The 22361-nt window shown below is 70.3% G+C and carries 25 protein-coding genes and 1 pseudogene; 12 read left to right on the forward strand and 14 right to left on the reverse strand.

All coding sequences use genetic code 11. The annotated features are described in order from the left end of the window. Window positions 1-9 precede the first annotated feature (9 nt). From rpsS to rpsJ, 6 genes are read right to left on the reverse strand one after another with little or no spacing between them, the layout of a single operon-like run. On the reverse strand, window positions 10-291 hold the full coding sequence (gene rpsS, locus OHA55_RS11045) for a 30S ribosomal protein S19 (protein WP_003966956.1): 282 nt from the start codon (window positions 289-291) through the stop codon (window positions 10-12). Between the two features lie 12 nt (window positions 292-303). Beyond that, entirely contained in the window at window positions 304-1140 is an 837-nt protein-coding gene (gene rplB / locus OHA55_RS11050; RefSeq protein WP_266705242.1) for a 50S ribosomal protein L2, read from the reverse strand. A 50-nt stretch (window positions 1141-1190) separates the two neighbouring features. Next, on the reverse strand, window positions 1191-1514 hold the full coding sequence (gene rplW, locus OHA55_RS11055) for a 50S ribosomal protein L23 (RefSeq protein ID WP_266705244.1): 324 nt from the start codon (window positions 1512-1514) through the stop codon (window positions 1191-1193). After that, entirely contained in the window at window positions 1514-2164 is a 651-nt protein-coding gene (gene rplD / locus OHA55_RS11060; RefSeq protein ID WP_266705246.1) for a 50S ribosomal protein L4, read from the reverse strand. Before rplD ends, rplW begins: the two co-directional genes overlap by 1 nt. Before the next feature lie 4 nt (window positions 2165-2168). Then, complete coding sequence (rplC, locus tag OHA55_RS11065) at window positions 2169-2813, reverse strand: 50S ribosomal protein L3 (RefSeq protein ID WP_266705248.1); 645 nt, start codon at window positions 2811-2813, stop codon at window positions 2169-2171. 13 nt (window positions 2814-2826) lie between these two features. Further along, on the reverse strand, window positions 2827-3135 hold the full coding sequence (gene rpsJ, locus OHA55_RS11070; protein WP_003948644.1) for a 30S ribosomal protein S10: 309 nt from the start codon (window positions 3133-3135) through the stop codon (window positions 2827-2829). A 624-nt stretch (window positions 3136-3759) separates the two neighbouring features. Here rpsJ and OHA55_RS11075 point away from each other — a divergent pair. Next, entirely contained in the window at window positions 3760-4593 is an 834-nt protein-coding gene (locus tag OHA55_RS11075; RefSeq protein WP_266705250.1) for a pyrroline-5-carboxylate reductase, read from the forward strand. 209 nt (window positions 4594-4802) lie between these two features. Beyond that, entirely contained in the window at window positions 4803-5003 is a 201-nt protein-coding gene (locus OHA55_RS11080; protein WP_266705252.1) for a hypothetical protein, read from the forward strand. Between the two features lie 153 nt (window positions 5004-5156). Here OHA55_RS11080 and OHA55_RS11085 read toward each other — a convergent pair whose 3' ends face one another. The 3 genes from OHA55_RS11085 to OHA55_RS11095 all read right to left on the reverse strand — a co-directional run bounded on the left by OHA55_RS11085 (window position 5157) and on the right by OHA55_RS11095 (window position 6580). Then, on the reverse strand, window positions 5157-5447 hold the full coding sequence (locus OHA55_RS11085) for a hypothetical protein (protein ID WP_266705254.1): 291 nt from the start codon (window positions 5445-5447) through the stop codon (window positions 5157-5159). 78 nt (window positions 5448-5525) lie between these two features. Continuing rightward, the gene (locus OHA55_RS11090) at window positions 5526-6200 is read right to left on the reverse strand and encodes an NUDIX domain-containing protein (RefSeq protein ID WP_266705256.1); all 675 of its coding nucleotides are present in this window, start codon (window positions 6198-6200) and stop codon (window positions 5526-5528) included. Further along, the gene (locus OHA55_RS11095) at window positions 6197-6580 is read right to left on the reverse strand and encodes a DUF4406 domain-containing protein (protein WP_266710547.1); all 384 of its coding nucleotides are present in this window, start codon (window positions 6578-6580) and stop codon (window positions 6197-6199) included. The genes OHA55_RS11090 and OHA55_RS11095 overlap by 4 nt, the downstream gene beginning before the upstream one ends. Window positions 6581-6643: 63 nt before the next feature. Here OHA55_RS11095 and OHA55_RS11100 point away from each other — a divergent pair, with 63 nt between their 5' ends. The 4 genes and pseudogenes from OHA55_RS11100 (at window position 6644) to OHA55_RS11115 (ending at window position 9353) form a co-directional block, all read left to right on the forward strand. Continuing rightward, window positions 6644-7405, forward strand: a complete 762-nt coding sequence (locus OHA55_RS11100) for a DeoR/GlpR family DNA-binding transcription regulator (RefSeq protein WP_266705258.1) — start codon at window positions 6644-6646, stop codon at window positions 7403-7405. A 318-nt stretch (window positions 7406-7723) separates the two neighbouring features. After that, on the forward strand, window positions 7724-8278 hold the full coding sequence (locus OHA55_RS11105; protein WP_266705260.1) for a GNAT family N-acetyltransferase: 555 nt from the start codon (window positions 7724-7726) through the stop codon (window positions 8276-8278). A gap of 336 nt (window positions 8279-8614) precedes the next feature. Continuing rightward, window positions 8615-8671 (forward strand): annotated as a pseudogene (locus OHA55_RS11110) (hypothetical protein); the annotation flags it as partial. Window positions 8672-8678: 7 nt separating this feature from the next. Beyond that, window positions 8679-9353 carry an IS5 family transposase gene (locus OHA55_RS11115; RefSeq protein WP_266710549.1) on the forward strand — a complete coding sequence of 225 codons (675 nt, stop codon included), beginning with the start codon at window positions 8679-8681 and terminating at the stop codon, window positions 9351-9353. Here the strand turns inward: OHA55_RS11115 and OHA55_RS11120 are convergent. The 3 genes from OHA55_RS11120 to OHA55_RS11130 all read right to left on the reverse strand — a co-directional run bounded on the left by OHA55_RS11120 (window position 9310) and on the right by OHA55_RS11130 (window position 11776). Next, window positions 9310-9858 carry a hypothetical protein gene (locus OHA55_RS11120; RefSeq protein WP_266705261.1) on the reverse strand — a complete coding sequence of 183 codons (549 nt, stop codon included), beginning with the start codon at window positions 9856-9858 and terminating at the stop codon, window positions 9310-9312. The two genes, OHA55_RS11115 and OHA55_RS11120, sit on opposite strands and share 44 nt — an antisense overlap. A 179-nt stretch (window positions 9859-10037) precedes the next feature. Then, entirely contained in the window at window positions 10038-10595 is a 558-nt protein-coding gene (locus tag OHA55_RS11125; protein ID WP_266705263.1) for an SUKH-4 family immunity protein, read from the reverse strand. Further along, window positions 10592-11776: an IS256 family transposase gene (locus tag OHA55_RS11130; RefSeq protein WP_266710552.1), complete on the reverse strand. Its 1185-nt coding sequence runs from the start codon at window positions 11774-11776 to the stop codon at window positions 10592-10594. The genes OHA55_RS11125 and OHA55_RS11130 overlap by 4 nt, the downstream gene beginning before the upstream one ends. 841 nt (window positions 11777-12617) lie before the next feature. Here OHA55_RS11130 and OHA55_RS11135 point away from each other — a divergent pair. The 4 genes from OHA55_RS11135 to OHA55_RS11150 all read left to right on the forward strand — a co-directional run bounded on the left by OHA55_RS11135 (window position 12618) and on the right by OHA55_RS11150 (window position 18584). Continuing rightward, complete coding sequence (locus OHA55_RS11135; RefSeq protein ID WP_266705265.1) at window positions 12618-13964, forward strand: hypothetical protein; 1347 nt, start codon at window positions 12618-12620, stop codon at window positions 13962-13964. A gap of 119 nt (window positions 13965-14083) precedes the next feature. Continuing rightward, window positions 14084-15784, forward strand: coding sequence for an RNA ligase family protein (locus OHA55_RS11140; protein ID WP_266705267.1), 1701 nt, complete (start codon window positions 14084-14086; stop codon window positions 15782-15784). Then, a complete protein-coding gene (locus tag OHA55_RS11145; protein WP_266705269.1) occupies window positions 15784-18069 on the forward strand; it encodes a poly(A) polymerase in 2286 nt (761 codons plus the stop codon). Before OHA55_RS11140 ends, OHA55_RS11145 begins: the two co-directional genes overlap by 1 nt. A 104-nt stretch (window positions 18070-18173) precedes the next feature. Continuing rightward, a complete protein-coding gene (locus OHA55_RS11150; RefSeq protein WP_266705271.1) occupies window positions 18174-18584 on the forward strand; it encodes an SHOCT domain-containing protein in 411 nt (136 codons plus the stop codon). 78 nt (window positions 18585-18662) lie between these two features. On the opposite strand, the gene OHA55_RS11155 is transcribed toward OHA55_RS11150, so the two are convergent. Further along, the gene (locus OHA55_RS11155) at window positions 18663-19214 is read right to left on the reverse strand and encodes a cysteine hydrolase family protein (RefSeq protein WP_266705273.1); all 552 of its coding nucleotides are present in this window, start codon (window positions 19212-19214) and stop codon (window positions 18663-18665) included. 186 nt (window positions 19215-19400) lie between these two features. On the opposite strand from OHA55_RS11155, the gene OHA55_RS11160 reads away from it, so the two are divergent. After that, window positions 19401-19886: a GNAT family N-acetyltransferase gene (locus tag OHA55_RS11160; protein ID WP_266705275.1), complete on the forward strand. Its 486-nt coding sequence runs from the start codon at window positions 19401-19403 to the stop codon at window positions 19884-19886. 179 nt (window positions 19887-20065) lie between these two features. Beyond that, on the forward strand, window positions 20066-21034 hold the full coding sequence (locus OHA55_RS11165) for an ABC transporter substrate-binding protein (protein ID WP_266705277.1): 969 nt from the start codon (window positions 20066-20068) through the stop codon (window positions 21032-21034). Between the two features lie 120 nt (window positions 21035-21154). Here OHA55_RS11165 and tuf read toward each other — a convergent pair whose 3' ends face one another. Next, a complete protein-coding gene (tuf, locus tag OHA55_RS11170) occupies window positions 21155-22348 on the reverse strand; it encodes an elongation factor Tu (protein ID WP_266705279.1) in 1194 nt (397 codons plus the stop codon). Window positions 22349-22361 lie beyond the last annotated feature (13 nt).

Genomic DNA, 22361 nt, shown 5'->3' on the forward strand with positions numbered 1-22361 from the left:
CACCCCGCGTTAGCGGCGCTTCGACTTCCGGTCGTCCTTGACGTGGCCGCGGAAGGTGCGAGTCGGCGAGAACTCGCCGAGCTTGTGGCCGACCATCGACTCGGTGACGAACACCGGGACGTGGATCTTGCCGTTGTGCACCGCGATGGTGTGCCCCAGCATGGCCGGGACGATCATCGAGCGACGGGACCAGGTCTTGATGACGTTCTTGGTGCCTGCCTCGTTCTGTACGTCCACCTTCTTGATGAGGTGTCCGTCGACGAAAGGCCCCTTCTTGAGACTGCGCGGCATCTAAACCCGCTCCTAGCGCTTCTTGTTCGTCTTGCGGCGGCGGACGATGTACTTGCTCGATGCCTTCTTCGGCGAGCGAGTACGACCCTCCTTCTGACCCCACGGCGAGACCGGGTGACGACCACCGGAGGTCTTGCCTTCACCACCACCGTGCGGGTGGTCAACCGGGTTCATCGCGACACCGCGGACGGTCGGGCGAACGCCCTTCCAGCGCATACGGCCGGCCTTGCCCCAGTTGATGTTCGACTGCTCGGCGTTGCCGACCTCGCCGATGGTGGCGCGGCAGCGGGCGTCGACCAGCCGGATCTCACCGGAAGGCATACGAAGGTGGGCCATCGTGCCCTCCTTCGCCAGCAGCTGCACGGAGGCACCCGCGGAACGGGCGAACTTCGCGCCGCCGCCGGGCCGCAGCTCGATGGCGTGGATGGTCGTACCGACCGGGATGTTGCGCAGCGCCAGGTTGTTGCCGGGCTTGATGTCGGCGGACGGGCCGTTCTCGACACGGTCGCCCTGCTTCAGGCCCTTCGGGGCGACGATGTAACGCTTCTCGCCGTCCGCGTAGTGCAGGAGCGCGATGCGCGCGGTGCGGTTGGGGTCGTACTCGATGTGCGCGACCTTGGCCGGCACGCCGTCCTTGTCGTGACGACGGAAGTCGATCACGCGGTAGGCGCGCTTGTGGCCACCACCCTGGTGGCGAACGGTCACACGACCGGCGTTGTTACGGCCGCCCTTGCTGTGCAGGGGGCGGACCAGCGACTTCTCCGGCGTGGACCGCGTGATCTCGACAAAGTCGGCGACGCTGGAGCCACGACGGCCCGGCGTCGTCGGCTTGTACTTGCGGATACCCATGTTTTCTCAGTCCTCGGAAATATTCCGGATCCTGGACGTCCCTACCTCCGTCAGGAGGTCGGGCCGCCGAAGATGTCGATACGGTCGCCCTCGGCGAGGGTCACGATGGCGCGCTTCGTGTCGGCGCGCTTGCCGAAGCCGGTCTTGGTCCGCTTGCGCTTACCCTGCCGGTTGATCGTGTTGACCCCGGTGACCTTGACCGAGAAGACCGCCTCGACGGCCTGCTTGATCTGGGTCTTGTTGGAGCCGGGCGCGACGATGAACGTGTACTTGTTCTCGTCGAGCAGCGCGTAGCTCTTCTCGGACACGACCGGCTTCACGAGGATGTCGCGCGGGTCCGAGTACGTCTTGCTGGTAACGGTCGCCGTGCTCATCAGGCGTCGCTCCCTTCGGTCTCAGCGGTCTGGGGGCCAGACACGAAGGACTCGAAAGCGGCCTGGGTGAAGACCACGTCGTCAGAGACGATCACGTCGTACGTGTTGAGCTGGCCCGGCTCCAGGATGTGCACCTGGGGCAGGTTGCGCGCGGAGAGCCACGCGGCCTCGTCGGCGCGGTCGACGACCAGGAGCAGGTTGGGGCGCTCCGAGATCTTGCCGAACAGCGTCTTGGCGGCCTTGGTGGAGACTCCACCCTCGACCACGCCGGTGATGACGTGGATGCGGGAGTGACGCGCCCGGTCCGAGAGGGCACCGCGGAGGGCGGCGGCCTTCATCTTCTTCGGGGTGCGCTGCGAGTAGTCACGCGGCTGCGGGCCGTGGACGACGCCACCGCCGGCGAACTGCGGCGCGCGGGTCGAGCCCTGGCGGGCGCGGCCGGTGCCCTTCTGGCGGTAAGGCTTGCGGCCACCACCACGGACTTCGCCACGACGCTTGGTCTTGTGCGTGCCCTGACGGGCAGCGGCCAGCTGTGCGACAACGACCTGGTGGATCAGCGGAACGCTGGTCTTCGCGTCGAAGATCTCCGCGGGGAGCTCGACGGTACCGGCCTTGTCGCCTGCCGGCGAAAGGATGTCAATGGTGCTCATTACCTCAAGCCCCCTTGGCCGCGGTACGGACCAGTACGAGGCCGCCGTTCGGACCGGGGACCGCGCCCTTGATGAGGAGCAGACCCTTCTCCGCGTCAACCGCGTGGATGGTCAGGTTCTGGGTGGTGACGCGCTCGTTACCCATGCGACCGGCCATGCGCATGCCCTTGAAGACACGCCCAGGGGTGGCGCAGCCACCGATCGAACCGGGGGAACGGTGCTTGCGCTGGACGCCGTGACCGGCGCCGAGGCCCTTGAAGTTGTGACGCTTCATGACACCGGCGAAGCCCTTGCCCTTGCTCTTGCCCGTGACGTCAACCTTGACGCCGGACTCGAACACCTCGGCAGTGACCTCCTGGCCCAGCGTGTACTCGCTGGCGTCAGGGGTGCGGAGCTCCACCAGGTGGCGGCGCGGGGTCACGTCGGCCTTGGCGAAGTGGCCCTTGAGGGGCTTGTTCACCTTGCGCGGGTCGATCTCGCCGAAGGCGATCTGGACCGACTCGTAGCCGTCGTTGTCGTTGGTGCGGACCTGGGTGACGACACAGGGCCCGGCCTTGACGACGGTCACCGGGACAACCCGGTTGTTCTCGTCCCAGACCTGGGTCATGCCGAGCTTCTCGCCCAGGACGCCCTTAATGTTCTTAGCCATCTCGCGCGTCACCTCAGAGCTTGATCTCGATGTCGACGCCGGCCGGCAGGTCGAGACGCATCAGCGAGTCAACCGTCTTCGGCGTGGGGTCGAGGATGTCGATGAGGCGCTTGTGCGTGCGCATCTCGAAGTGCTCGCGCGAGTCCTTGTACTTGTGCGGCGACTTGATGACGCAGTACACGTTCTTCTCAGTGGGCAGCGGCACCGGGCCCGCGACCGACGCACCAGTGCGGGTCACCGTCTCGACGATCTTCTTCGCCGAGGAGTCGATGACCTCGTGGTCGTAGGCCTTGAGCCGGATGCGGATCTTCTGTCCCGCCATGGCTACTAGTAGTCCTGTCTCTCGAAACGCTCTGGAACCCGGGGGTTCTCCTGTCCTCCGCATCCGACCCACGCGGTCGGGCGTGTCGCACTCCCTCTACGAAAATCTCCCGAAGGAGATCCCAACCAAGGGGGTGCGGGCCCAAGAGCCGCGCTGCGCTCAATGAAGAGCGGATCGGGGGCGGAACGCCCACCGGGTGCCTGGTCTATGCCCCTCTGACACTTCCCGGAAGATTCCCGTACTTCCGACCCATACAGGGCCGACGAGTACTGTGGGACTCGCTTCCGGTCCTCCCGGCGGGAGGCGCGCAGCATTGACACTCAACCGAGCAACCTGGCCAGTGTGCCACACGGAAAGCGGGCCTGGCCAATCGGCCGAGGATCTTACCCCCCGCGATCGGCAGCTCAAACGCGGGCACGCCCGGCGGGGCCCTTCGCGCCACCATCGAGCCCCGTCAATCCAGCTGTGGCCCCCGTCACCCGCGCGAGGGAACGGGGTCGCACCGGGGCTGTGGGCGGCCCATCCTCCCACCGTCCGGATCATGGCGGATTCCCCTTGTGAGAGGTGTCGCCACTACCGCCGGGGCCCGTTCCCGGACACCCGCCCTCTGCCAAGCTGAGCGCCATGAACGAGTACCGAGCGGTGGGCGTGGTGGGTCTCGGCCGGATGGGGCTGACCCTGGCAGCTGGTTTCCGCAAGGCCGTCGCACCCGGCCTGCTGTTCGCGTCGGGACGGTCGCGGGCCGGCGTGGCGCGGCTCCAGGAGGCGGTTCCCGCCGCGACGGTCCTGCCGCTGACGGAGCTGGCCCGGCACGTGGAGGTCCTCGTGCTGTGCGTACGGAACGCGGATCTGCCGGAGGTCCTCGACGCCCTGCGGCCCCGGCTCACCGAACGGCACCTGGTGATCACTCTCAACAACGGTCTGCCGCTGGACGCGCTCGCGGACGCCGTGCCCGGTCCGGTGGCCAAGCTGATCCCGAGCGTCGGGAACGAGAAGGGGGCCGGGGCGACCCTGCTGGTACCGGGGCCACGCCTGACGGCCGGGTCCACCGATGACCTGCTCACCCTGCTCCGGGCGTTCTCCACACCGTTCGTGATCGAGGAGGGCCAGGGCCGTGCCGCGACCGACCTCGCCTCCTGCGGGCCGGCGCTCCTTGCCGGTGCGGTACGGGCCATGGTGGACGCCCAGGAGGAGCGCGGCGCCCCCCTGCCGAGGGAGCTGGCCGAGGCTCTCGCCGCACAGAGCCTGCATGCCCTGAGCCGGCTACTGGGGGACGGCGCCACGCTGGACGAGGTGGTGGACCGGGTCGCCGTCCCGGGAGGCAACACGGCCGCCGGCCTGGAGGCCGCCCGGGACGGCCTCGCCGGGGCGTGGGGGGCGGCGTTCGAGGCGACGGCGGAGAACGAACTCCTGAAGCCGGTGCCGGAGTTGGGCACGGGCCCGCTGCCGCAGGTCTGAGAACGGGCAGCTTCCTCGCTCTGGGCGTGGTCCTTCCGCGCCCGCACCTCGCGTACGGCGCACCCGGGATCAGGCGGGCAGGGGCGGACGGCCGCCCGGGCCGTCGAGCCGGCCCCGGCCCACTCCCGGAGGGCTTCCCGCACACGCACCCGCCGGAGCCGGGTTCGCGAAGTAGGCTGCGGGAGAGAGTTCCTTCGGGGGGAGTCGCGATGGCGAAGGTCACCATCAGTCTCGACAGCGATCTGGCGATCGAGGTCATGCTGCTGTCCGGTACCAGAAGTCCCCAGGACGCGGTCGAGCTGATCGTCCGGGACTACCTCGCCACCAAGAGCCGCACCGAGGCCCGCACCGGCGACGCAGCCGAACAGGGCCGCCTCGCAGACCGGCCTCTGCGCGCGGAGGAGGGCTGAAAGCGCACGAGGAAAGTAGCGCCGCCCTCCTGAAGGACAGGCGGAACCTTCACGTCACGTTCCGGGCCCGACCGTGACGTGACCGTGGCCGCATGAGTTCTTCGAGTACCGGTCGCCATCGGCAGTGCTGCCCGGCCGACAGCCCGGTCCCGTTCAGTCGCCGAGGAACCACAGGTACCGGTGCGGGCCTCGCGCGACGACCTGGCACAGTTCGCGGGCCTGCGCGACCCAGTCGCCTGTGCACTCGGTCGGCAGCCGGTCGAGTTCCGCCAGAAGCAGGGGCACCTGCCGCAGATTGAACATCGCGTCCCCGAAGGGGATCAGGGCCTGGAGCATCGGAAACCGTGCCGGATCCAGATCCCCGAAGGCCGAACACCACTCCACCCCAGCCTCGGCCCGGGCCACGATGTCGCCACCGTCACCGCGTACCTGCAGATTGATCATCCGCGGAGAGTAGGGAGCGTCCGCCCCGGCCGTCGAATGCTTTTGCCCACGTACCCCTTCCTCGGGACCCGAGTGCCCTCACGGCAGCCGCCGGACCGCGAACGGACCGTCCAGGGCCGCCCATTGCAGCAGCATGATCGTCTTGCCGTCGGCGACGCGTCCGTCGCGGGTCATGGCGAGGGCCTCGGCGAAGGGCACTTCGAGGACCTCGATGTCCTCCCCTTCCTCCTCCACTCCCCCGCCGACTCCGGTCCGGTCGGCCGCCGAGTACGGGGCCGCGAAGAAGTGGAGCCGTTCGGTGACGGACCCGGGGCTCATGTACGCGTCGAAGACATGGGTGAGCGGGCCGAGGGTGACGCCGAGCTCTTCGGCCGCCTCGCGCCGGACGGCGGTGATCGGATCGTCCTCGTCGAGCAGCCCGGCGGCGGCCTCGACGAGCATGCCGTCGGGGTGGTCGTTGACGTAGGCCGGGTAGCGGAACTGGCGGGTGAGGAGGACCACGCCCCGCGCGGTGTCGTAGGGCAGGACGACCGCACCGTTGCCCCGGTCGTAGGTCTCGCGCTGCTGGGTCTCCCAGCGGCCGTCGCGGCGGCGGTAGTCGAAGGTGGTGCGCCGCAGGACGTGCCAGCCCTCGGAAGTGAGTTCGACGGCCTGGACCACAACGTCAGGATTGCGGTCCAGGCCGCGTCCCGCCCGGTCGAGGCCGGTACGGCCCCGATGGTCGGGAGTATCGATGCCGGGGCGGGCGGTCACGCGACCTCGCCCGGCGTGCGGCGGGGGATCTCGCTCGCCTCGAAGTAGACGGGCAGGCCGCGGCGCCGGGCGGTGGCGACGTCCTGGTCGGCACCGGCGGACTCGCCCGGGAGGCGGAGTACGGCGTCGCAGTGCGCGAGCAGCCGGTCGGCGACCGGGTAGAGGACCTCGTCCGCGAGCGGGTCGGTGGGACCGGCACCGGCCGAGCGCAGCACGGGCAGCGCGACCCACTCACCGATGACGGGGACGTGTCCGGCGGCGAAGACCGGCCACGCGGCGCCTTCGAGGCTGCGGAGGTTGTCGGCCATGGCCTGCGGGTCGCCGTCGGTGCCGGACCGGTAGGGGCCGGCGATGAGGATGAGCATGGGCTTGTTCGCCACCTGTGTGCCGTTCATGCCGTCTACACTACATGCAGAAACACGCAAGAACAGGAGAGAACGTGCATGCTTGCTGCTGAACGACGTGACCATCTGCTCGGCCTGCTCGCTCGCGAGGGCAAGATCGTCGCCAAGGACGTCGCCGTTGAACTGGGCATTTCCGAGGACAGCGTCCGGCGCGACCTCCGCGACCTCGCGGCCGAGGGACTGTGCCAGCGGGTCTACGGCGGCGCGCTGCCCATCTCACCGGCGGTGGTCGACTACGCCGCCCGGCAGAGCGTGGCTCCCGACGGCAAACAGCGGGTCGCAGCCGTGGCCGCCGGCCTGGTCCGGCCGGGCGGCTCACTGATCCTGGACGGCGGAACCACCGCCCTCGCGGTCGCCCGCGCACTCCCGAGGGATCTCGCCTGCACCGTGATCACCCACAGCCCGACGATCGCCGTGGCCCTGCTCGAACACCCGGGGGCGGAGCTCTTCCTGCTCGGGGGCCGCGTCTTCAAGCACTCGGCGGTCACCTGCGGCGCGGCGGCGGTCGAGGCCGCCCAGAACGTCTCCGCGGATCTCTGCATGCTCGGCGTCACCGGCGTACACCCCGAGGCCGGACTCACGACCGGGGACGCCGAAGAAGCCGCGATGAAGCGGGCCCTGTCCGCGCGGGCGGCGGACACGTACGTCCTGGCGTCGTCGGAGAAGATCGGCACGGCCTCGCAGTTCCGCGTACTCCCCTGGGAACGGGTCACCGGACTGATCACCGACGCCGAACCCGGCAACGCGGTCGTCGAGCGGCTCATGACGGAGATCGGAGTGGAGATCCTGACCGCCGGGTGACGGTCGCCATGAGGGCTGTGCGCCACCCACCCTGATCAGTGAAAGCGCTACGCGCCGGACCCCCACGGCGGAGCGCGGACCGTGGATCGACACCGTTGCAAAGCCCCTCCGACCGCTGCCGGGGTGCCGGGTTCTGAGCACGCCGCCCCCTGCTGCGGTGTGGCGTCACGCGCACCACGAGGCGGCACACCGCAGCCTGCGCGACATGAACGACGTCGGCTCCAGAGGAGCCAGAATCCTCAAAGTGGCAGGTCAAAGGCTCTTTGAGGCGTGCACGAAAGGCTGGACCCCGCACACTGCAGCGTGATCAAATAGGGAATGACGTCGTTCTGGACTGGCAAACGGGTACGCCTGCGCGGTATCGAGCCCGACGACTGGAGCGCGTTCATGCGCTTCGCCGTGGACGAGGAGCGGTTGGGAGACCTGCTCAACCCACCCCGTTCCGCCGAAAGCTTCCGTGCCTGGGCGACGGAGCAGTCCGCTGCCAAGTCTGACGGGGACTGCTTCCAGTTGGCCATCGAAGCCGTCGACACGGGAAAGATAGTCGGTGCCATCGGCTCGCACCACGCTGATCCTCGTGCGGGCTGGTTCGAGTACGGCGTCACGCTGGAGGCTGGTCATCGACGCAAAGGCTATGCGGCAGAAGCCGTGCTGATGCTGCTGCGCTTCATGTTCGCCGAGCGGCGCTTCCATAAGTGCGGAGCGCGGATATTCGCGCACAACGAGGCGTCGCTGGCGCTTCAACATCGGCTCGGTTTCATCGAAGAGGGCCGCCTCCGTGACCAGGTGTTTTACGCCGGTCAGCACCACGATCTCGTCATGATGGGCATGCTCGCTGACGAGTTCGCCCAACTGCATTCGACGAGCGAATGAGCGTCCACCCAGATCAGCCCTGCGGGTTCCTGCGGTACTGCCAATTCTGGTCAGTGCTTTTGTACTCGGCCGGCGAGACGGTGGCCGCCCCCGGCGACATGCGGTCGAGGTAGAAGGGGCAGCGACGCCCATCCCCTTGTCGGAGACATGCCCCTCCGCGGCGCGATCGGCGACACCCCTGAGCGCCTCTACAACGTGCGTGCTCTGTCGTGTGATTGTGTCGCTCACCGGTTCGGGAATGCGGCCGACCGTCCGGAGCGTGTTCGGCGGTATCCCTCGGACATGACGGAGGCGGAGTGGTCTGTGGTCCGGCCGCTGCTGCCGGTGCCGGGCTGGATGCGAGGTCGGGGCGAGCAGCCGGAGGCGTACTGCCACCGGGCGATATTGGGCGCGATCCGCTATCTCGTGGACAACGGGATCAAGTGGCGGGCGATGCCGGCCCGACTTCCCGCCGTGGGACCGTGTCTATGCGTTCTTCCGCCGCTGGCGCGACCACGTGCTGGTCAGGGAGTTCCACGACCGGCTGCGCGGCCGGGTCCGCGAGGAGGCGGGGCGGGATGCGGAGCCGACGGCCGGTGTGATCGACTCGCAGTCCGTCAAGGCGGACGCGGTCGTCGGCGCGGACAGCCGCGGCTTCGACGGTGGCAAGCTGGTCAACGGCCGCAAGCGGCACGTGGTGGTCGACACCCTCGGCCTGCTGCTGGGCGTGATGGTCACCGCGGCGGATATTGGTGACCGCGCTGCCGCGAAGGTGCTGCTTGAGCGGGTGATCGACGCTCACCACCGGCTGGAACTCGTCTGGGCCGACGGCTGCTACACCGGCAGCCTCGTCGAGTACTGCCTGGCCGCGCTCGCGCTGGTCCTGGCAGTCGTCAAGCGGAGCGACGACACGCGCGGATTCGTGGTGCTGCCCAAGCGGTGGATCGTCGAGCGTCTCTTCGCGCACCTGATGCGAAGCCGCCGCCTGGTGCGCGACTTCGAACGATCCACCAGCAGCGCCGAGGCGATGATCTACTGGCCGATGACCATGATCATGACCCGCCGCCTGGCCCGCTCACGCTCCGCGCGAGGGTGAACCGGCCCGGTGCCGGCTCGGCCAGCCAGCCCCGCGACACCAGGCGTTTCGCCTTCGACCGCAGCCCCTCCACCTTGGCCGGCACCACATCCATGCCGAACGCGGCGGCCAACTCCTGACATGTCAATGGCCCTTGACCGAGACGGATCCGATCCTCGAGCGCGGCCAGGATGCGCTGGTAGTCCACCGACAGTGCCGTCCCGGCCAGCCCTTCACGCCACATCGGAACCTGTGACTTCGCCTTCACCACCAGAGGCGGTGACGCCTGCACCTCGGCTTCCGCCACAACACCCTCCGGCATGTCGGTGGCGACCACGCCGGCTGAGTCATCGTCCGGCGCAGACAGCACCGCACCGACACACTCGCGGGCGATCGTCCACTCCGACCACTCCTGCTCGGCCATCGCGAGCTCGGCCTGGATCCGGTCGGCTTCCTCGCGCAACCCGTCCACACGACGACGAGCGGCAAGCTCGTGCTGTTCCAGCAGTCCGACAACCGACGGCATCCGCGACCTCCACGAGAGCGACGAAACGACACCCCATCACTCCCACATCAACGCCGCCCCTACCTCTGACCAGCGAAAACACAGCCGTCAGACTCGGAAAGACAACAGCGTCTCAGTCGTGGGCGGCCTGGCTTCCCCCATGGGTCCAGACCTGCGGGCCTTGGATCTGCCGACCGAGATCAGTAGAGCCAGCGGTCCAGGTGTGCTGGCCAGAGAAACCCCTCGTAGCCGTTGAAGGCTGCCGGGTCGATCTCCTTCAGCTCCTCGGCCAGCCGGTTCAGCTCGGCGAAGGCCCGCTCTTCCTCGTCTTCGGATAGGTGCTCCTCGGGCCAGTCCGGCTCGCTGAGAAGCTCTGAGGCGGTGACGCGGCTGCCGTAGTGGTGAAGCACGGTGAGCCACACGTCGACACCCGAGTTGGCGAACCATGCCTCCCCATCTGGCATGACGAAGTAAACCGTTCCGGTCTCCGGCTCAACACCGAACCATGACCGCGCAGCCGGTCTATGGGGGTCTGTGTCCTCCGTGAGGCGGTAGAGCTGACCCTGGGACGTGTGGAGGACTGGATCGACCTCGCTCTGCATCACGACCCGCTCGATGAGGCGCGGAGCCACCGGGATGCCCACCTCGACGAGTTGCATCTTCATGAACTCCGGGATCCGCCAGCCGGCGACAACGTCCCGTCCGGCTCGCGTGACATGCTCCGGGGTCATGTCCCGTGACGTGGTGTAGGTGATCACTCGGTTGTGCCGGGCAGGAGGGTTGTGGTGTCCGGATAGAGGCTGTCCATGCTCTCGGTTGAGAGGTAGCGGCGAGGGAAGGCGATCCACTCGTCGTGGAGTTCGGCGAGGACGGCGGTGGCGAGCCGGTTGACGGCTGCGGTGTTCGGGAAGACCTGGACGACGTCGGACCGACGCTTGATCTCCCGGTTCAGCCGTTCGAGCGGGTTGGTCGACTGGATCTTCTTCCAGTGCTGGTGAGGGAAGTCCGCGAAGGCGGTCAGGTCCTCCTTCGCGTGCAGGAGCATCTCTCTGACCTTGGGGAACTGGTCGCCGAGCATGTCCGCGACAGTGTCGAGATGAGCCCGGACGGTTTCGGCGGTGGGCTGAGCGAAGAGAGTGCGGATCGTCGCGGCGACCATCTCCGCGGCGCCCTTGGGGATCGCGGAGAAGACGTTGCGGACGAAGTGAACCCGGCAGCGCTGCCATGCGGCGCCGAGCATGACCTTGCGGATGGCTTTGACCAGGCCGCTGTGGCTGTCGGAGATGACCAGGCGGACACCGCTCAGGCCGCGCTCCCGCAACGAGCGCAGGAAGGTGGCCCAGAAGGCCTCGGTCTCGCTGTCGCCGACCATGACGCCCAGGACCTCGCGGCCGCCGTCCTCGGTGACACCGGTGGCGATGACCACGGCCTGGGAGACGATCCGGTGGTCCACGCGGGCCTTGACGTAGGTCGCGTCGAGATACACGTAAGGAAAGCGGGTGTGGTCCAGCGGCCGGGTGCGGAACGCGTCGAGCTGTTCGTCGAGATCGCCGCAGATCCTCGAGACCTCGCTCTTCGATATACCGGTGTCTGAGCCGAGCGCCTTGACCAGGTCATCGACGCTGCGGGTGGAGACCCCGTGGACGTAGGCCTCCATGACGACGGCGTAGAGGGCCTGATCGATGCGGCGCCGGCGCTCGAGCAGACTGGGGAAGAAGGTCCCGGCCCGCAGTTTCGGGATCGCGAGCTCGAGGTCGCCGGCCTGTGTGGTCACCGTCTTGTCCCGGTGTCCGTTGCGGTAGCCGGTCCGCGTGGCCGTCTGCTCGTTCCACTCGGCGCCGATGTGCGCGGTGGCCTCGGCCTCGATCAACTCTTGCAACAACCGCTCGGCGACTTCGCGCACGAGTTCAAGACCATCCGCCGAACGCAGTGACTCCAGCAGGCGAAGTAGGTCATGCTGGGACAAGGCCACCGTGTACCCCCTTGGGTCGAACTGCCCGTTCACCCAGGACAGTTACACGGTGGCCGCCCTCGTGTTCAGGGAGCACTCGCAGGCAGTCGACGCACACGACGGCTCAGAACAGGCGCACATTCCCGCCAAGATCCGCTACACCACACCACGGGACGCCATCTGCTCCGGACCGGCCCATTCGGTCAGCTGGTCATATGTCGCCATCGAACGACCTCTTCCGTCGGCTGCGGCCCTGACCCTATCGAGCCGACCTGAGGCGGAGGCAGCACCACGTTTGCGGGACAGCCCTTGGGCAGGGGTCGGGCCGCGCTCCACCACGCAGCGGCGAGCCCTCCGCGGTGGTCGTAACGGGGAGGTCCGGAACCGGTCCCGACCACCGGGTCCCGACCACCGGGTCCCGGCTGCCGGGACCCGGCTGCCGGGACCCGGTGTCCCGTGCCCCGAGGCGCCATGTCCTGGGGGACGGGGACATGGCGCTTCGGGACTCCAAAGATGAAAGAACGTGAGAAAGAACCAAACCCAACCCCTCCCGAAAGACGTCGGTTTGAGGGCTGGTCAGCGGCCTCGGCGTGTCCTCACCCGGACGGGTGAGGTTTGCCGACTCAGCTGGATTTTCGTCCGGTTGGCAGGCATATGCTCCCCCCAACAATGGACATAAGGCGGCCCCCGCCGGGACTGGCATCCCGATCGAGGGCCTCACCAACTAGGAAGAAAGCCCTTCCCGATGGATACCCACGAGGTTAGCGCGCCCCCGCGCGCCCAGGCGGTCGTTGACCGCAGTCGTTCCCGCACTGCCGGGCTGTCGCATGTGACCGTCCCGCTCACCAGCGAGTTCGTGGTGGTCGGAAATCACCTGGCGCAGCACCCCGAGCTCTCCCTCGTCGCGATCGGCGTCTCGGTCCACATCCAGTCGCTGCCGCCCGGCCGCCGGGTGGGCATCAAGGCACTCGCGGAGCGCTTCCAGGAGGGCGCCGAGACCATCGCACGGGCCATGCGCGAGCTGGAGCGGTGCGGGTACCTGGACCGCCCCCGGGACCGTGTCGGCGAGGGCCGGTTCCTGACGCGCACGATCGCGTACAACCACCCCGACGCCGCCCACCAGGACCGGGCCTTCCGGAAGGCCCTGGCCGAGCGCAAGGCAGCCGAGCGCAAGGCTTCCGGCCGGGCGCCCGCCGGGCGCAGGTCCGCAGCCGTTCCGCAGCAGCGAGCGGGCTCCCCGGCTGTCCGCGCCCGGCATCACGGCATCCGAGCCGCGCGCGGACAACACGGCGGACAGCAGGCCGGGCAGTACGCCGGACAGCACGCCGGGCAGCGGCCCGTACGGCAGATGTGCACGGCGGCCGACGCGCTGCGGGAGCTGTGGCAGCCGGAGGCGCAGGCCGCTGTGGAGATGGCCGAACCGACACCGGCACCCCAGCAGCCCGCCCCGGCACCGGCTCCCCCGATGGCCGCCCCCGCACCGGCACCCGCAGAGGTGCACATGGAGCCGCCGCCCGCCCCCGCCGGTGACCCACCGCAGCCCGAGACGCCCGAAGCCGTACCCACCACCGCCGTGAAAGCCCCGGACGCCCCGACTGCCACCCCGACTGCCGCACCCCAGAACGCACCTTCCGCACCCGCCGCCGCAAGCCCCGTCTTCCAGGCCGCACCCCAGAACGCACCTGCCGTACCCGCCGTACCCGACGCCCCCGCCATCCGGGCCTCGCTCGCCCGGGCCGTCCCGCCTCCCGCGCCCTCGGCCGACGAGTTGGCGCGGCTCGCCGTCGCCGTGGAGTTGCTCGCCGGGCTGCGCGCCAGGGACCACCGGCTCGTACTCAGCGAGAAGGAGGTGGAGAAACTCGCGCCTGCCCTGGTCGTCTGGCTGGAGCGCGGCGTACGGCGGGACGCGGTGTCCCGGGCGCTCCTGGAGGATCTGCCGCCGATCGTGAAGTATCCGGCCAAGTTCGTCGGCTGCCGTCTCGCCGATCGCCTGCCGCCGCCGCTCCCCACCGGGGCCGGCCGCCGGGAGGCCCCACGTGAACCGGCCCCAGGGGTCGCGCTGCTCCAGAACTGCGAGGGCTGCGACCGGGCCTTCCGGTCACCGGCCCCGGGCCGCTGCGACCGCTGTGTACTGGCCGACACGGCGGACCCGGGCTTGGAACCGTCGACCGGCTGACCCCCTCGGCGGCCGGGACACCGTCGCCCCGCCCGAACCGGCGGAAACCCCGTCGCTCCCCCACCCGTCGCTGCATAGAGTGACAGCCGTCTTTCCATCGTCACCGGGGGCCCGACCACATGCGTACGCACTATCCGCGCACACCCCACCTGCCCTGGTCCCCCGGTGCCACCTCGGACGACGTACGCGTGGCGGACCTGGCGGCGCTCGCCGGGCGCGAGGTCGTCGTGACGGAGAAGCTCGACGGCGAGAACACCACGCTCTACGCGGACGGCCTGCACGCCCGCTCGCTGGACTCGGCCCATCACCCGTCCCGCGGCTGGGTGAAGGCGCTCCAGGGGCGGGTGGCGTCGCGCATACCGGCGGGGTGGCGGGTGTGCGGCGAGAACATGTTCGCGCGGCACTCGATCCCGTACGACCGGCTGGACGGCTTCTTCTACGGCTTCTCCGTCTGGGACGGCGACCGCTGCCTCGGCTGGGACGAGACCACCACGTTCCTGCGCGGGCTGGGCATCCCGACGCCACCGGTGCTCTGGCGCGGGGCGTTCGACGCGCGAGCCGAGAAGGCGCTGCGGAAGCTGACGCTCGACACCGGCCGGCAGGAGGGGTACGTCGTACGGCCCGCCGAGGCATTCGGAGCGGCCGAGTTCGGGCGGTCGGTCGCCAAGTGGGTGCGGCCGGGGCACGTGACGACGGACACCCACTGGATGCACGCGGCGGTCGTCCCGAACGCGCTCGGCCCGTCCGCCGCCCTGTGGCACGTACGGTCCGGCGGCGCGGTCGATGGGGACGCGCTGGGCGAGCCGCTCTTCCCGGCGGACGGCGAGCGGCCGCCGGACACCTCGCCCGACGCCCGTACGGCACACGCCATGGGCGCGGACATCGGGGGCGACGGCTCCGGCGCCTTCGGTGACGAGCGGCTGGCCGGGGTACTGGCCGGGCTGCTGCACCGTGACCGGCGGACCTCGATCGCGCCCCGGCTCGCGCCGGTCGTCGGTCTGCCGCTGGCCGTCCGGGTCGCCGACCTGGTGGGGCTCCACCGGTCGCTGCACCGGGCGTACCCGCACGAGGAGCGCCGGACCGGGCTGACCCGCATGTCCTGGGCGGCCGGTCTGGGGACGCTGCACGCGCTCGCCGCGGCCACCGCCGATACGGACGAGGCGCGCGGGTACGTCGAGTGGTCCGCGCTGCACGCCGAGGAGGTCCGCGAACCCGCAGGACTGCGCGAGGTGTTCGACGGGCTGGAGCCGGACGCGGCCGACCGCTGCCGGGCCGAGGCCCGCGAGGCGTACGCGCTGGGGCGGATATCGAGCGCCGAGGAGGCGGTGGCGGCCACCTGGCGTTGGCGGTCCGGCGATTTCCCGCGCCTGGTGGTGGTGTGCGGGCCGTCCGGCAGCGGGAAGAGCACGTACGCCCGCGCGCTGCCCGGGGTCACCACCCGCATCTCGCTCGACGACCTGCGCGAGGCGCGCGGCGACCGGGCCGACCAGAGCGCCAACGCCGAGGTGCTCCGGGAAGCGCTGGACCGGCTGGACCGCGCGCTGCTGCCCCGTACGACGACGGTGTGGGACGCGACCTCGCTCACCCCGAGGCAGCGCTCGCTGCTGCACACCGCCGCCGCGCGCCGGGACGCGATGACGACCCATGTGGTGGCGGTGGTGGGCGCTGAGGAACTGGCCCGGCGCAACACCACCCGTACCCATCCCGTACCGCCCCCGGTGCAGGAGGCGCAGTTGCGGCGGTACGTCCCGCCCTACCCCGGCGAGGCGCACCGGACCTGGTACCTGGGCGCGGGCGGAACGGTGGAGGCGAGGGCCTGATGAGGACGAGCGACGAGATCTACCACCGCATCCGCTGGGACGCCCGCTTCGATCCGGCGCGGTTCACGATCGGGGTGGCACAGCGCGGCCGGGAGCCGAAGCGGGTGCCGCTGCCGCGCTTCACGCCGGGCGGGGACGTGCCCTGGCACCGGGTGCTGTTCTTCGAGGCGGACGGCGAGACGGTGTGGGACCGCGCCTCGGGCCTGGACCGGGTGGACACGGCGGAGGCCGGGCGGGTGCGCGAGACGCGGCTGTTGCCGTCGCCGTACTTCGCCGCCCGTGTCCCGCACGCCTTCGACGGCCGCGACTGGGCACCGGCACCGGTCAACTCCTCGACACATTGTGCGGGTTTGACCGTGCTGACGTGGAACACGCTCTGGGACCGGTACGACTCCGAGCGCATCGACACCGCCCGCCGCCGCCCGCTCCTGCTCGACGCGCTGCGGGCCGCCGACGCGGACGTCATCGCCCTGCAGGAGGTCGAGCCCCCGCTGCTGGACCTGCTCGCGGGCAGCGCCTGGGTCCGGGAGGAGTACGCGTTCGGCGGCGCCCTGGACCGGCGGGAGGTCGCCGACTGCGGGCTGCTGCTGCTCAGCCGGCTGCCGGTGCGCGAGGCGGGGTGGCACCCGTTGGGGCGGCACAAGGCGGTCGCGGCGGTCGTCGTGGAGACGGCTGACGGGCCGGTCACCGTCGCGGTGACCCACCTCAGCAGCGACCACTCCCCCGAGGGCGCGGCCCGCCGTGACCGAGAACTGGCCGACCTGGCAACGGGTTTGGCGGAACTCCCGGGAGAGCTGCTGGTGGTCGGGGACTTCAACGACGGCGGCCCGAACCCGCAGTCCCGGCTCGGCCTCCCCGACGCCTGGACGGCGGTGCACGGCCCCCACGACCACACCCCCACCTTCGACCCCTCGGTCAATCCGCTGGCCGCCGTGGGTTCGCTGACCGGACGGGTCTCCCGCCTGGACCGGGTGCTGTACCGCGCGCAGCGGCTGCGCCCGGTGACGGCCCGACTGGTGGGCGCCGCACCGGACCCGACAGGGCTGTACGCCTCGGACCACTTCGGGGTACGCGTCGCACTGTCCGCCCCGGACGGGCCGGGGAACGAAGAGCCCACGGACGGGCCGGGGAACGAAGAACCCGCGGACGGGCCGGGGGCCGAATACGCCTCGGGTGCGGGCGAGTCGGTCCTCGCCCGGGTGGCGCGGGCACTGCCCGGTGCGAGCGTCCACCTCGTCGGCTCGCGGCGGACGGGCGGTGCGCTGCCGGGGGCGGACGTGGACCTGGTCGCGGCGGTGCCCGCCCCGGTCGGGGCCAGGGCGCTGGGGCGCGTGCTGCCGGACGCCGAGGAGGTGCGCGAGGTGGTCGGCGCGCGGGTACCCGGCCTGCGCTTCCGGCTGGAGGGGCTGCCGGTGGACCTGGTGACGGTGGACCTGTCGGCGGCCGGCCCGGCCCGAGTACCCCCGGCCGAGGCGGTCGGGCGGCGCGGGGAGCTGGGCCGTGCGGCGGCCGTCGCGCTGAGCGCGGTGAGCGACGCGGAGGAGCTGCTCGCGGCCACCGCCCCGTACCGCGCCGCGTTCACGGGGCTGGTCCACGACGTGAAGGCCTGGGCCCGGGCGCGCGGGCTCGACTCCGCGCCCTGCGGCGGACTGCCGGGGCTCGCGTGGACGGTCCTCGCGGCGCGGACGGCCACCGGCGCGGGCACCCGGACGACCCGCACCGCGCTGCTGCGGAACTTCTTCGCCCAGTGGGCCGCGTGGGACTGGGACCGCCCGGTGGCGTACGCGGACACGCCCGCCTCCCCCTGCCCCGGTGCTGACGCCGCCGTCACGATCCTGACCCCGACCACCCCCGTACGTTCCTGCTCCGCACAGGTCTCGCGGGCCGGCCGGGACAGGATCGCCGAGGAACTGTTCCTCGCCTGGGAGGTCCTGGAAGCGGCGGCCGACACGGCCCCCGTGCCGTACGCCCTGCTCTGCGCCCCGCCGCCGCTCCACCTGCGCCACGCCGCCTGGGCGCTGGTCTCCGTACGCGAGGGCGGTGACGAGGGCCGGTTCCGGGGCCGCCTGCTGGCGTTCCTCGACGCCCTCGCCCGGTCCGGCTCCCCGGACACCCACGCCTGGCCGCGCCCGGTGAACCGGGACGCGGGATTCGTCCGGTACGCCGTCGGGCTCGGCGCCACGCCCCCGGAAGCGCGGCGTCTCACGGAGATCGGTACGGAGATCCTGCGCGGGCTGCCGGGAGCCCGGGTGAACCGGGTCGCGGAGGTGCCGGACCTGAGCTGAGGAGCCCCGCCTCTCCCGCTCGCGTGGCCGACTTCTCCGACCGGACGCAGGATGGATGCTCCCGGGGGGAAGTGGTGCTGCTACGGCCCCGACAGGAGAGAACGATGAGCGACGGCGTCTACCTGGCCTACGACTATCCGGTCCTGGGAGCGTTCTGGACCGCGATGTGGGTCTTCATCTGGGTCCTGTGGCTGGTGCTCCTCTTCCGGATCATCGCCGACATCTTCCGCGACGACGACATGAGCGGTATCGCCAAGACGCTCTGGCTCCTCATCGTGATCGTGCTCCCGTACATCGGCGTCTTCGCCTACGTCATCGCGCGCGGGCGGGGCATGGGACGCCGTGAGCACAAGCACGCGAAGGAGCAGCAGAGCGCGTTCGAGACGTACATCCGTGAGACGGCGGGCGGCTCCGCCACCCCGGCCGAGCAGCTGTCCAAGCTCTCCGAGGTACGGGCCCGGGGCGACATCTCGGACGAGGAGTTCGAGCGGGCCAAGGCGAAGATCATCGGCTGACGGCCGCACAGCGACGCCGCCGGGCCCGGTCCGTCTCCGTGGTGGGAACGGACCGGCCCGGCGTGACCGGCGTGACGCTCAGCCCTGGGCCCACTCCGCCACCGTGACGACCTCGGCCTGCCCGGGGAAGACCTTCTCCGTCAGGACCCGGTGCACCTCCGGATCGCCATCCGCGCAGGCGTCCGAGAGGACGGTGAGCCGGTAGTCGAGGTCGGCGGCCTGGCGCACGGTCGACAGCACCACCCCACTGGTGGCGATACCGGCGAGGACCAGGTGCTCGATGCCGCCGGCCCGCAGCACCATGTCGAGGTCGCTGCCCGCGAAGCCGCTCACCCGGCGCTTCACGACCACGACGTCCTCCGGTCGGGTCTCCACCCGGGGGTGGATCGGGTTGGGGTCCGTGCCCGCGGGCGCTGCCTGGCGTCCGGCCAGGCCGGCGAACATCTTGTTCCGCGGGTGGATCTCGGGGGCCCCGGGGCGGAACCCGACCGTCACGTGGATCACCCGCATCCCCTCGCGACGGGCGTGGCCAAGGGCATCCTCCACCCGGTCCAGGTAATCCGGTCCGGCAAGCCGCTCGACGATGAGCTTCTGGACATCCATGATCAGCAGGGCGGCGCGCTCGGACATCGGTTCCTTCTCTCGCACAGGGTCAGCTCTCGCACAGGGTCAGCTCTCGCACAGGGTCAGCGACGGCCGACGGGGGCAGACGACCGCCACCACCGAAGGGCGACGGGTTCGACGGCTGCCCGTCGGGGCGACGCTACTGCGCTCCCCCGCTCAACTCCTCGCAGGGGTGGCCTAGATACTTGACGGATGAACAACAGCACCACCGCCGTCGCCTGGGCCCTGCGCCCCGCTCTCCCCGGCGACCTGGAGACCATCGCGGACCTGCGCGCCGAGGCCATGCGGCCGGACCTGGAACGCCTCGGACGGTACGACGACCACCGCGTACGCCAGCGGCTGCGCGACGTTTGGGCGCCCGAGCACACCTCGGTCATCGAGGTCGACGGCGCCTTCGCCGGGAGCGTGACCCTGCGCCCCACCGAGCAGGGCGGCCTGCTGGAGAACTTCTACCTCTCCCCCGCCCTGCACGGCCGCGGCATAGGCGGCGCGGTCCTGCGCACCCTGCTCACCCGCGCCGACGAGGCGGGCGCGGAGGTCCGGCTGATCGTCGTCCAGGGCAGCGCCGCCCGCGCCCTGTACGAGCGGCACGGCTTCGTCGAGGAGAGCCAGGATCCGATCGACGTGTACATGGTCCGCCGGCCGGTCCGCAACGCCTCGGCGGCCGTCACCGACTGAGTCCCGCGGCCGGACCGTGTCCGGGCGCGGACGCGCGGGTAGACGCGCCCGGATCATGGGCAGGCTCCCGCCGCCCGCGCCTCCCGCCCCCGGTGGCCAGGCAACCGGAATCACACATTCCAGGCACGTACGTGCGTACGAATCGGGCTACTGTCGCGGGGAGCGAGTCAAGGAGAAGCATGAACACCCGCATCCGGACCGGTGCACTCGTCGGCATAGCCTCCGCCCTGCTGCTGGCCACCGCCTGCTCGGCCGATGTCACCGCCCCCATCCCGGTCGAGGGCAAGCTCGGCACGGCGAAGATCCAGGGAAAGCCCCGTACCGTCGTCGCGCTCGACAGCGCCAGCGCCGACATCGCCCTCTCCCTCGGCTTCAAGCCCACGGCCATGCCCGCGGCGGACGAAGGCGTACCCGGCGGCATCACACCCTGGACACGGACCGCCCTCAGCGGCAAGCAGCCCCACCTGCTCCGGGCCGACGGCGACCTGGTCACGCAGGTCGCCTCGTACAAACCCGACGTGATCCTGGCGGTCCGCGACCGCACCCTCGACCCGGTGTACGCGAAGCTCTCCGCCATCGCCCCCGTCGTCCACTACGTCAAGGGCCCCGACGCGGACCCCTGGCAGACCAGCACCCGCATCATCGCCAAGGCGCTCGGCGTCAAGGACCAGGGCGAACAGCTGATCAACGCCGCCGAACAGACCGCGCTCGACGTCCGCGCCGCCTTCCCCGCCATCGTCGGGACCCGCTTCAACCTGCTGGTCTCGCCCATGCCCAGCGGCGTCGGCGCGGTGAGATCGCGCGAGGACACCTCCACCCGCGTGCTGCGCAAGCTCGGGCTGAAGCTGGACGAACTCACGGCCCTGCTCCCCGGCTCCAGCAACCCGGCACGCGCCTACCTCGACTACGCCGACGTGGGCCAGGCCGACGCCGACGTCCTCTTCGCCACCGGCACCCCGGAGGCCCTCTCCACCCTGGAGAAGACCCCCGCCTTCCGGAAGATGCCGGCGGTCACCGACGGCCGGTACATCCCCCTCGACCCCGCCCTCGCCCAGGCCATCGAGGAGCCGACCCCGCACAGCGTCGAATGGGCCGTCGAGAAGCTGGCCCCGAAGATCGGCGCGGCCGCCCTGGCGGCCCGCGGCTGAAGCCGTCCCCCGGCATTGCCCCGGAACGCAAGAAGAAGGGCCCCGTCCCACCGCTCGCGCGGCGGGACGGGGCCCTTCTCGGTGCTCGGTGAGGAGCGACCAGGTCAGACGATCAAGTAATTACTTGATGATCTTGGTGACCTGGCCGGCGCCCACGGTCCGGCCACCCTCACGGATGGCGAACTTCAGGCCCTCTTCCATGGCGACGGGCTGGATCAGCACGACGTTCATGATCGTGTTGTCGCCCGGCATGACCATCTCGGTGCCCTCGGGGAGGGTAACGACGCCGGTCACGTCCGTGGTACGGAAGTAGAACTGCGGGCGGTAGTTGTTGAAGAACGGGGTGTGACGGCCACCCTCGTCCTTCGACAGGATGTAGGACTGGGCCTCGAACTCGGTGTGCGGCGTGACCGAACCGGGCTTGATGATGACCTGGCCGCGCTCGACGTCCTCGCGCTTGATGCCACGGAGGAGCAGACCGACGTTCTCACCGGCCTGGCCCTCGTCGAGCAGCTTGCGGAACATCTCGATGCCGGTGACCGTGGTGGTGGTCTTCTCCTGCTTGATGCCCACGATGTCAACGGTCTCGTTGACCTTGAGGACACCACGCTCGATACGACCGGTGACGACGGTGCCACGACCGGTGATCGTGAAGACGTCCTCGATCGGCATCAGGAACGGCTTGTCGACGTCGCGCTCGGGCTGCGGGATCGACTCGTCGACGGCGGCCATCAGGTTCAGGACCGACTGGCCCCACTCCTTGTCGCCCTCGAGCGCCTTGAGCGCCGAGACCTTGACGACCGGCAGGTCGTCGCCCGGGAACTCGTACTCGGAGAGGAGCTCACGAACCTCGAGCTCGACGAGCTCCAGGATCTCCTCGTCGTCCACCATGTCGGCCTTGTTCAGGGCGACGACGATGTACGGAACGCCGACCTGGCGGGCCAGGAGCACGTGCTCCTTGGTCTGCGGCATCGGGCCGTCGGTGGCGGCGACCACGAGGATGGCGCCGTCCATCTGCGCGGCACCCGTGATCATGTTCTTGATGTAGTCCGCGTGACCCGGGCAGTCGACGTGCGCGTAGTGACGCGACTCCGTCTGGTACTCGACGTGCGCGATCGAGATCGTGATACCGCGCTGGCGCTCTTCGGGAGCCTTGTCGATCTGGTCGAAGGCCGAGGCCTCGTTCAGGTCGGGGAACGCGTCGTGCAGCACCTTGGTAATGGCGGCCGTGAGGGTCGTCTTACCGTGGTCGATGTGACCGATGGTGCCGATGTTGACGTGGGGCTTAGTCCGCTCGAACTTCGCCTTCGCCACTGGGTCCTCCTGG

The organism is Streptomyces sp. NBC_00102 (assembly GCF_026343115.1).
Taxonomy (GTDB): domain Bacteria; phylum Actinomycetota; class Actinomycetes; order Streptomycetales; family Streptomycetaceae; genus Streptomyces.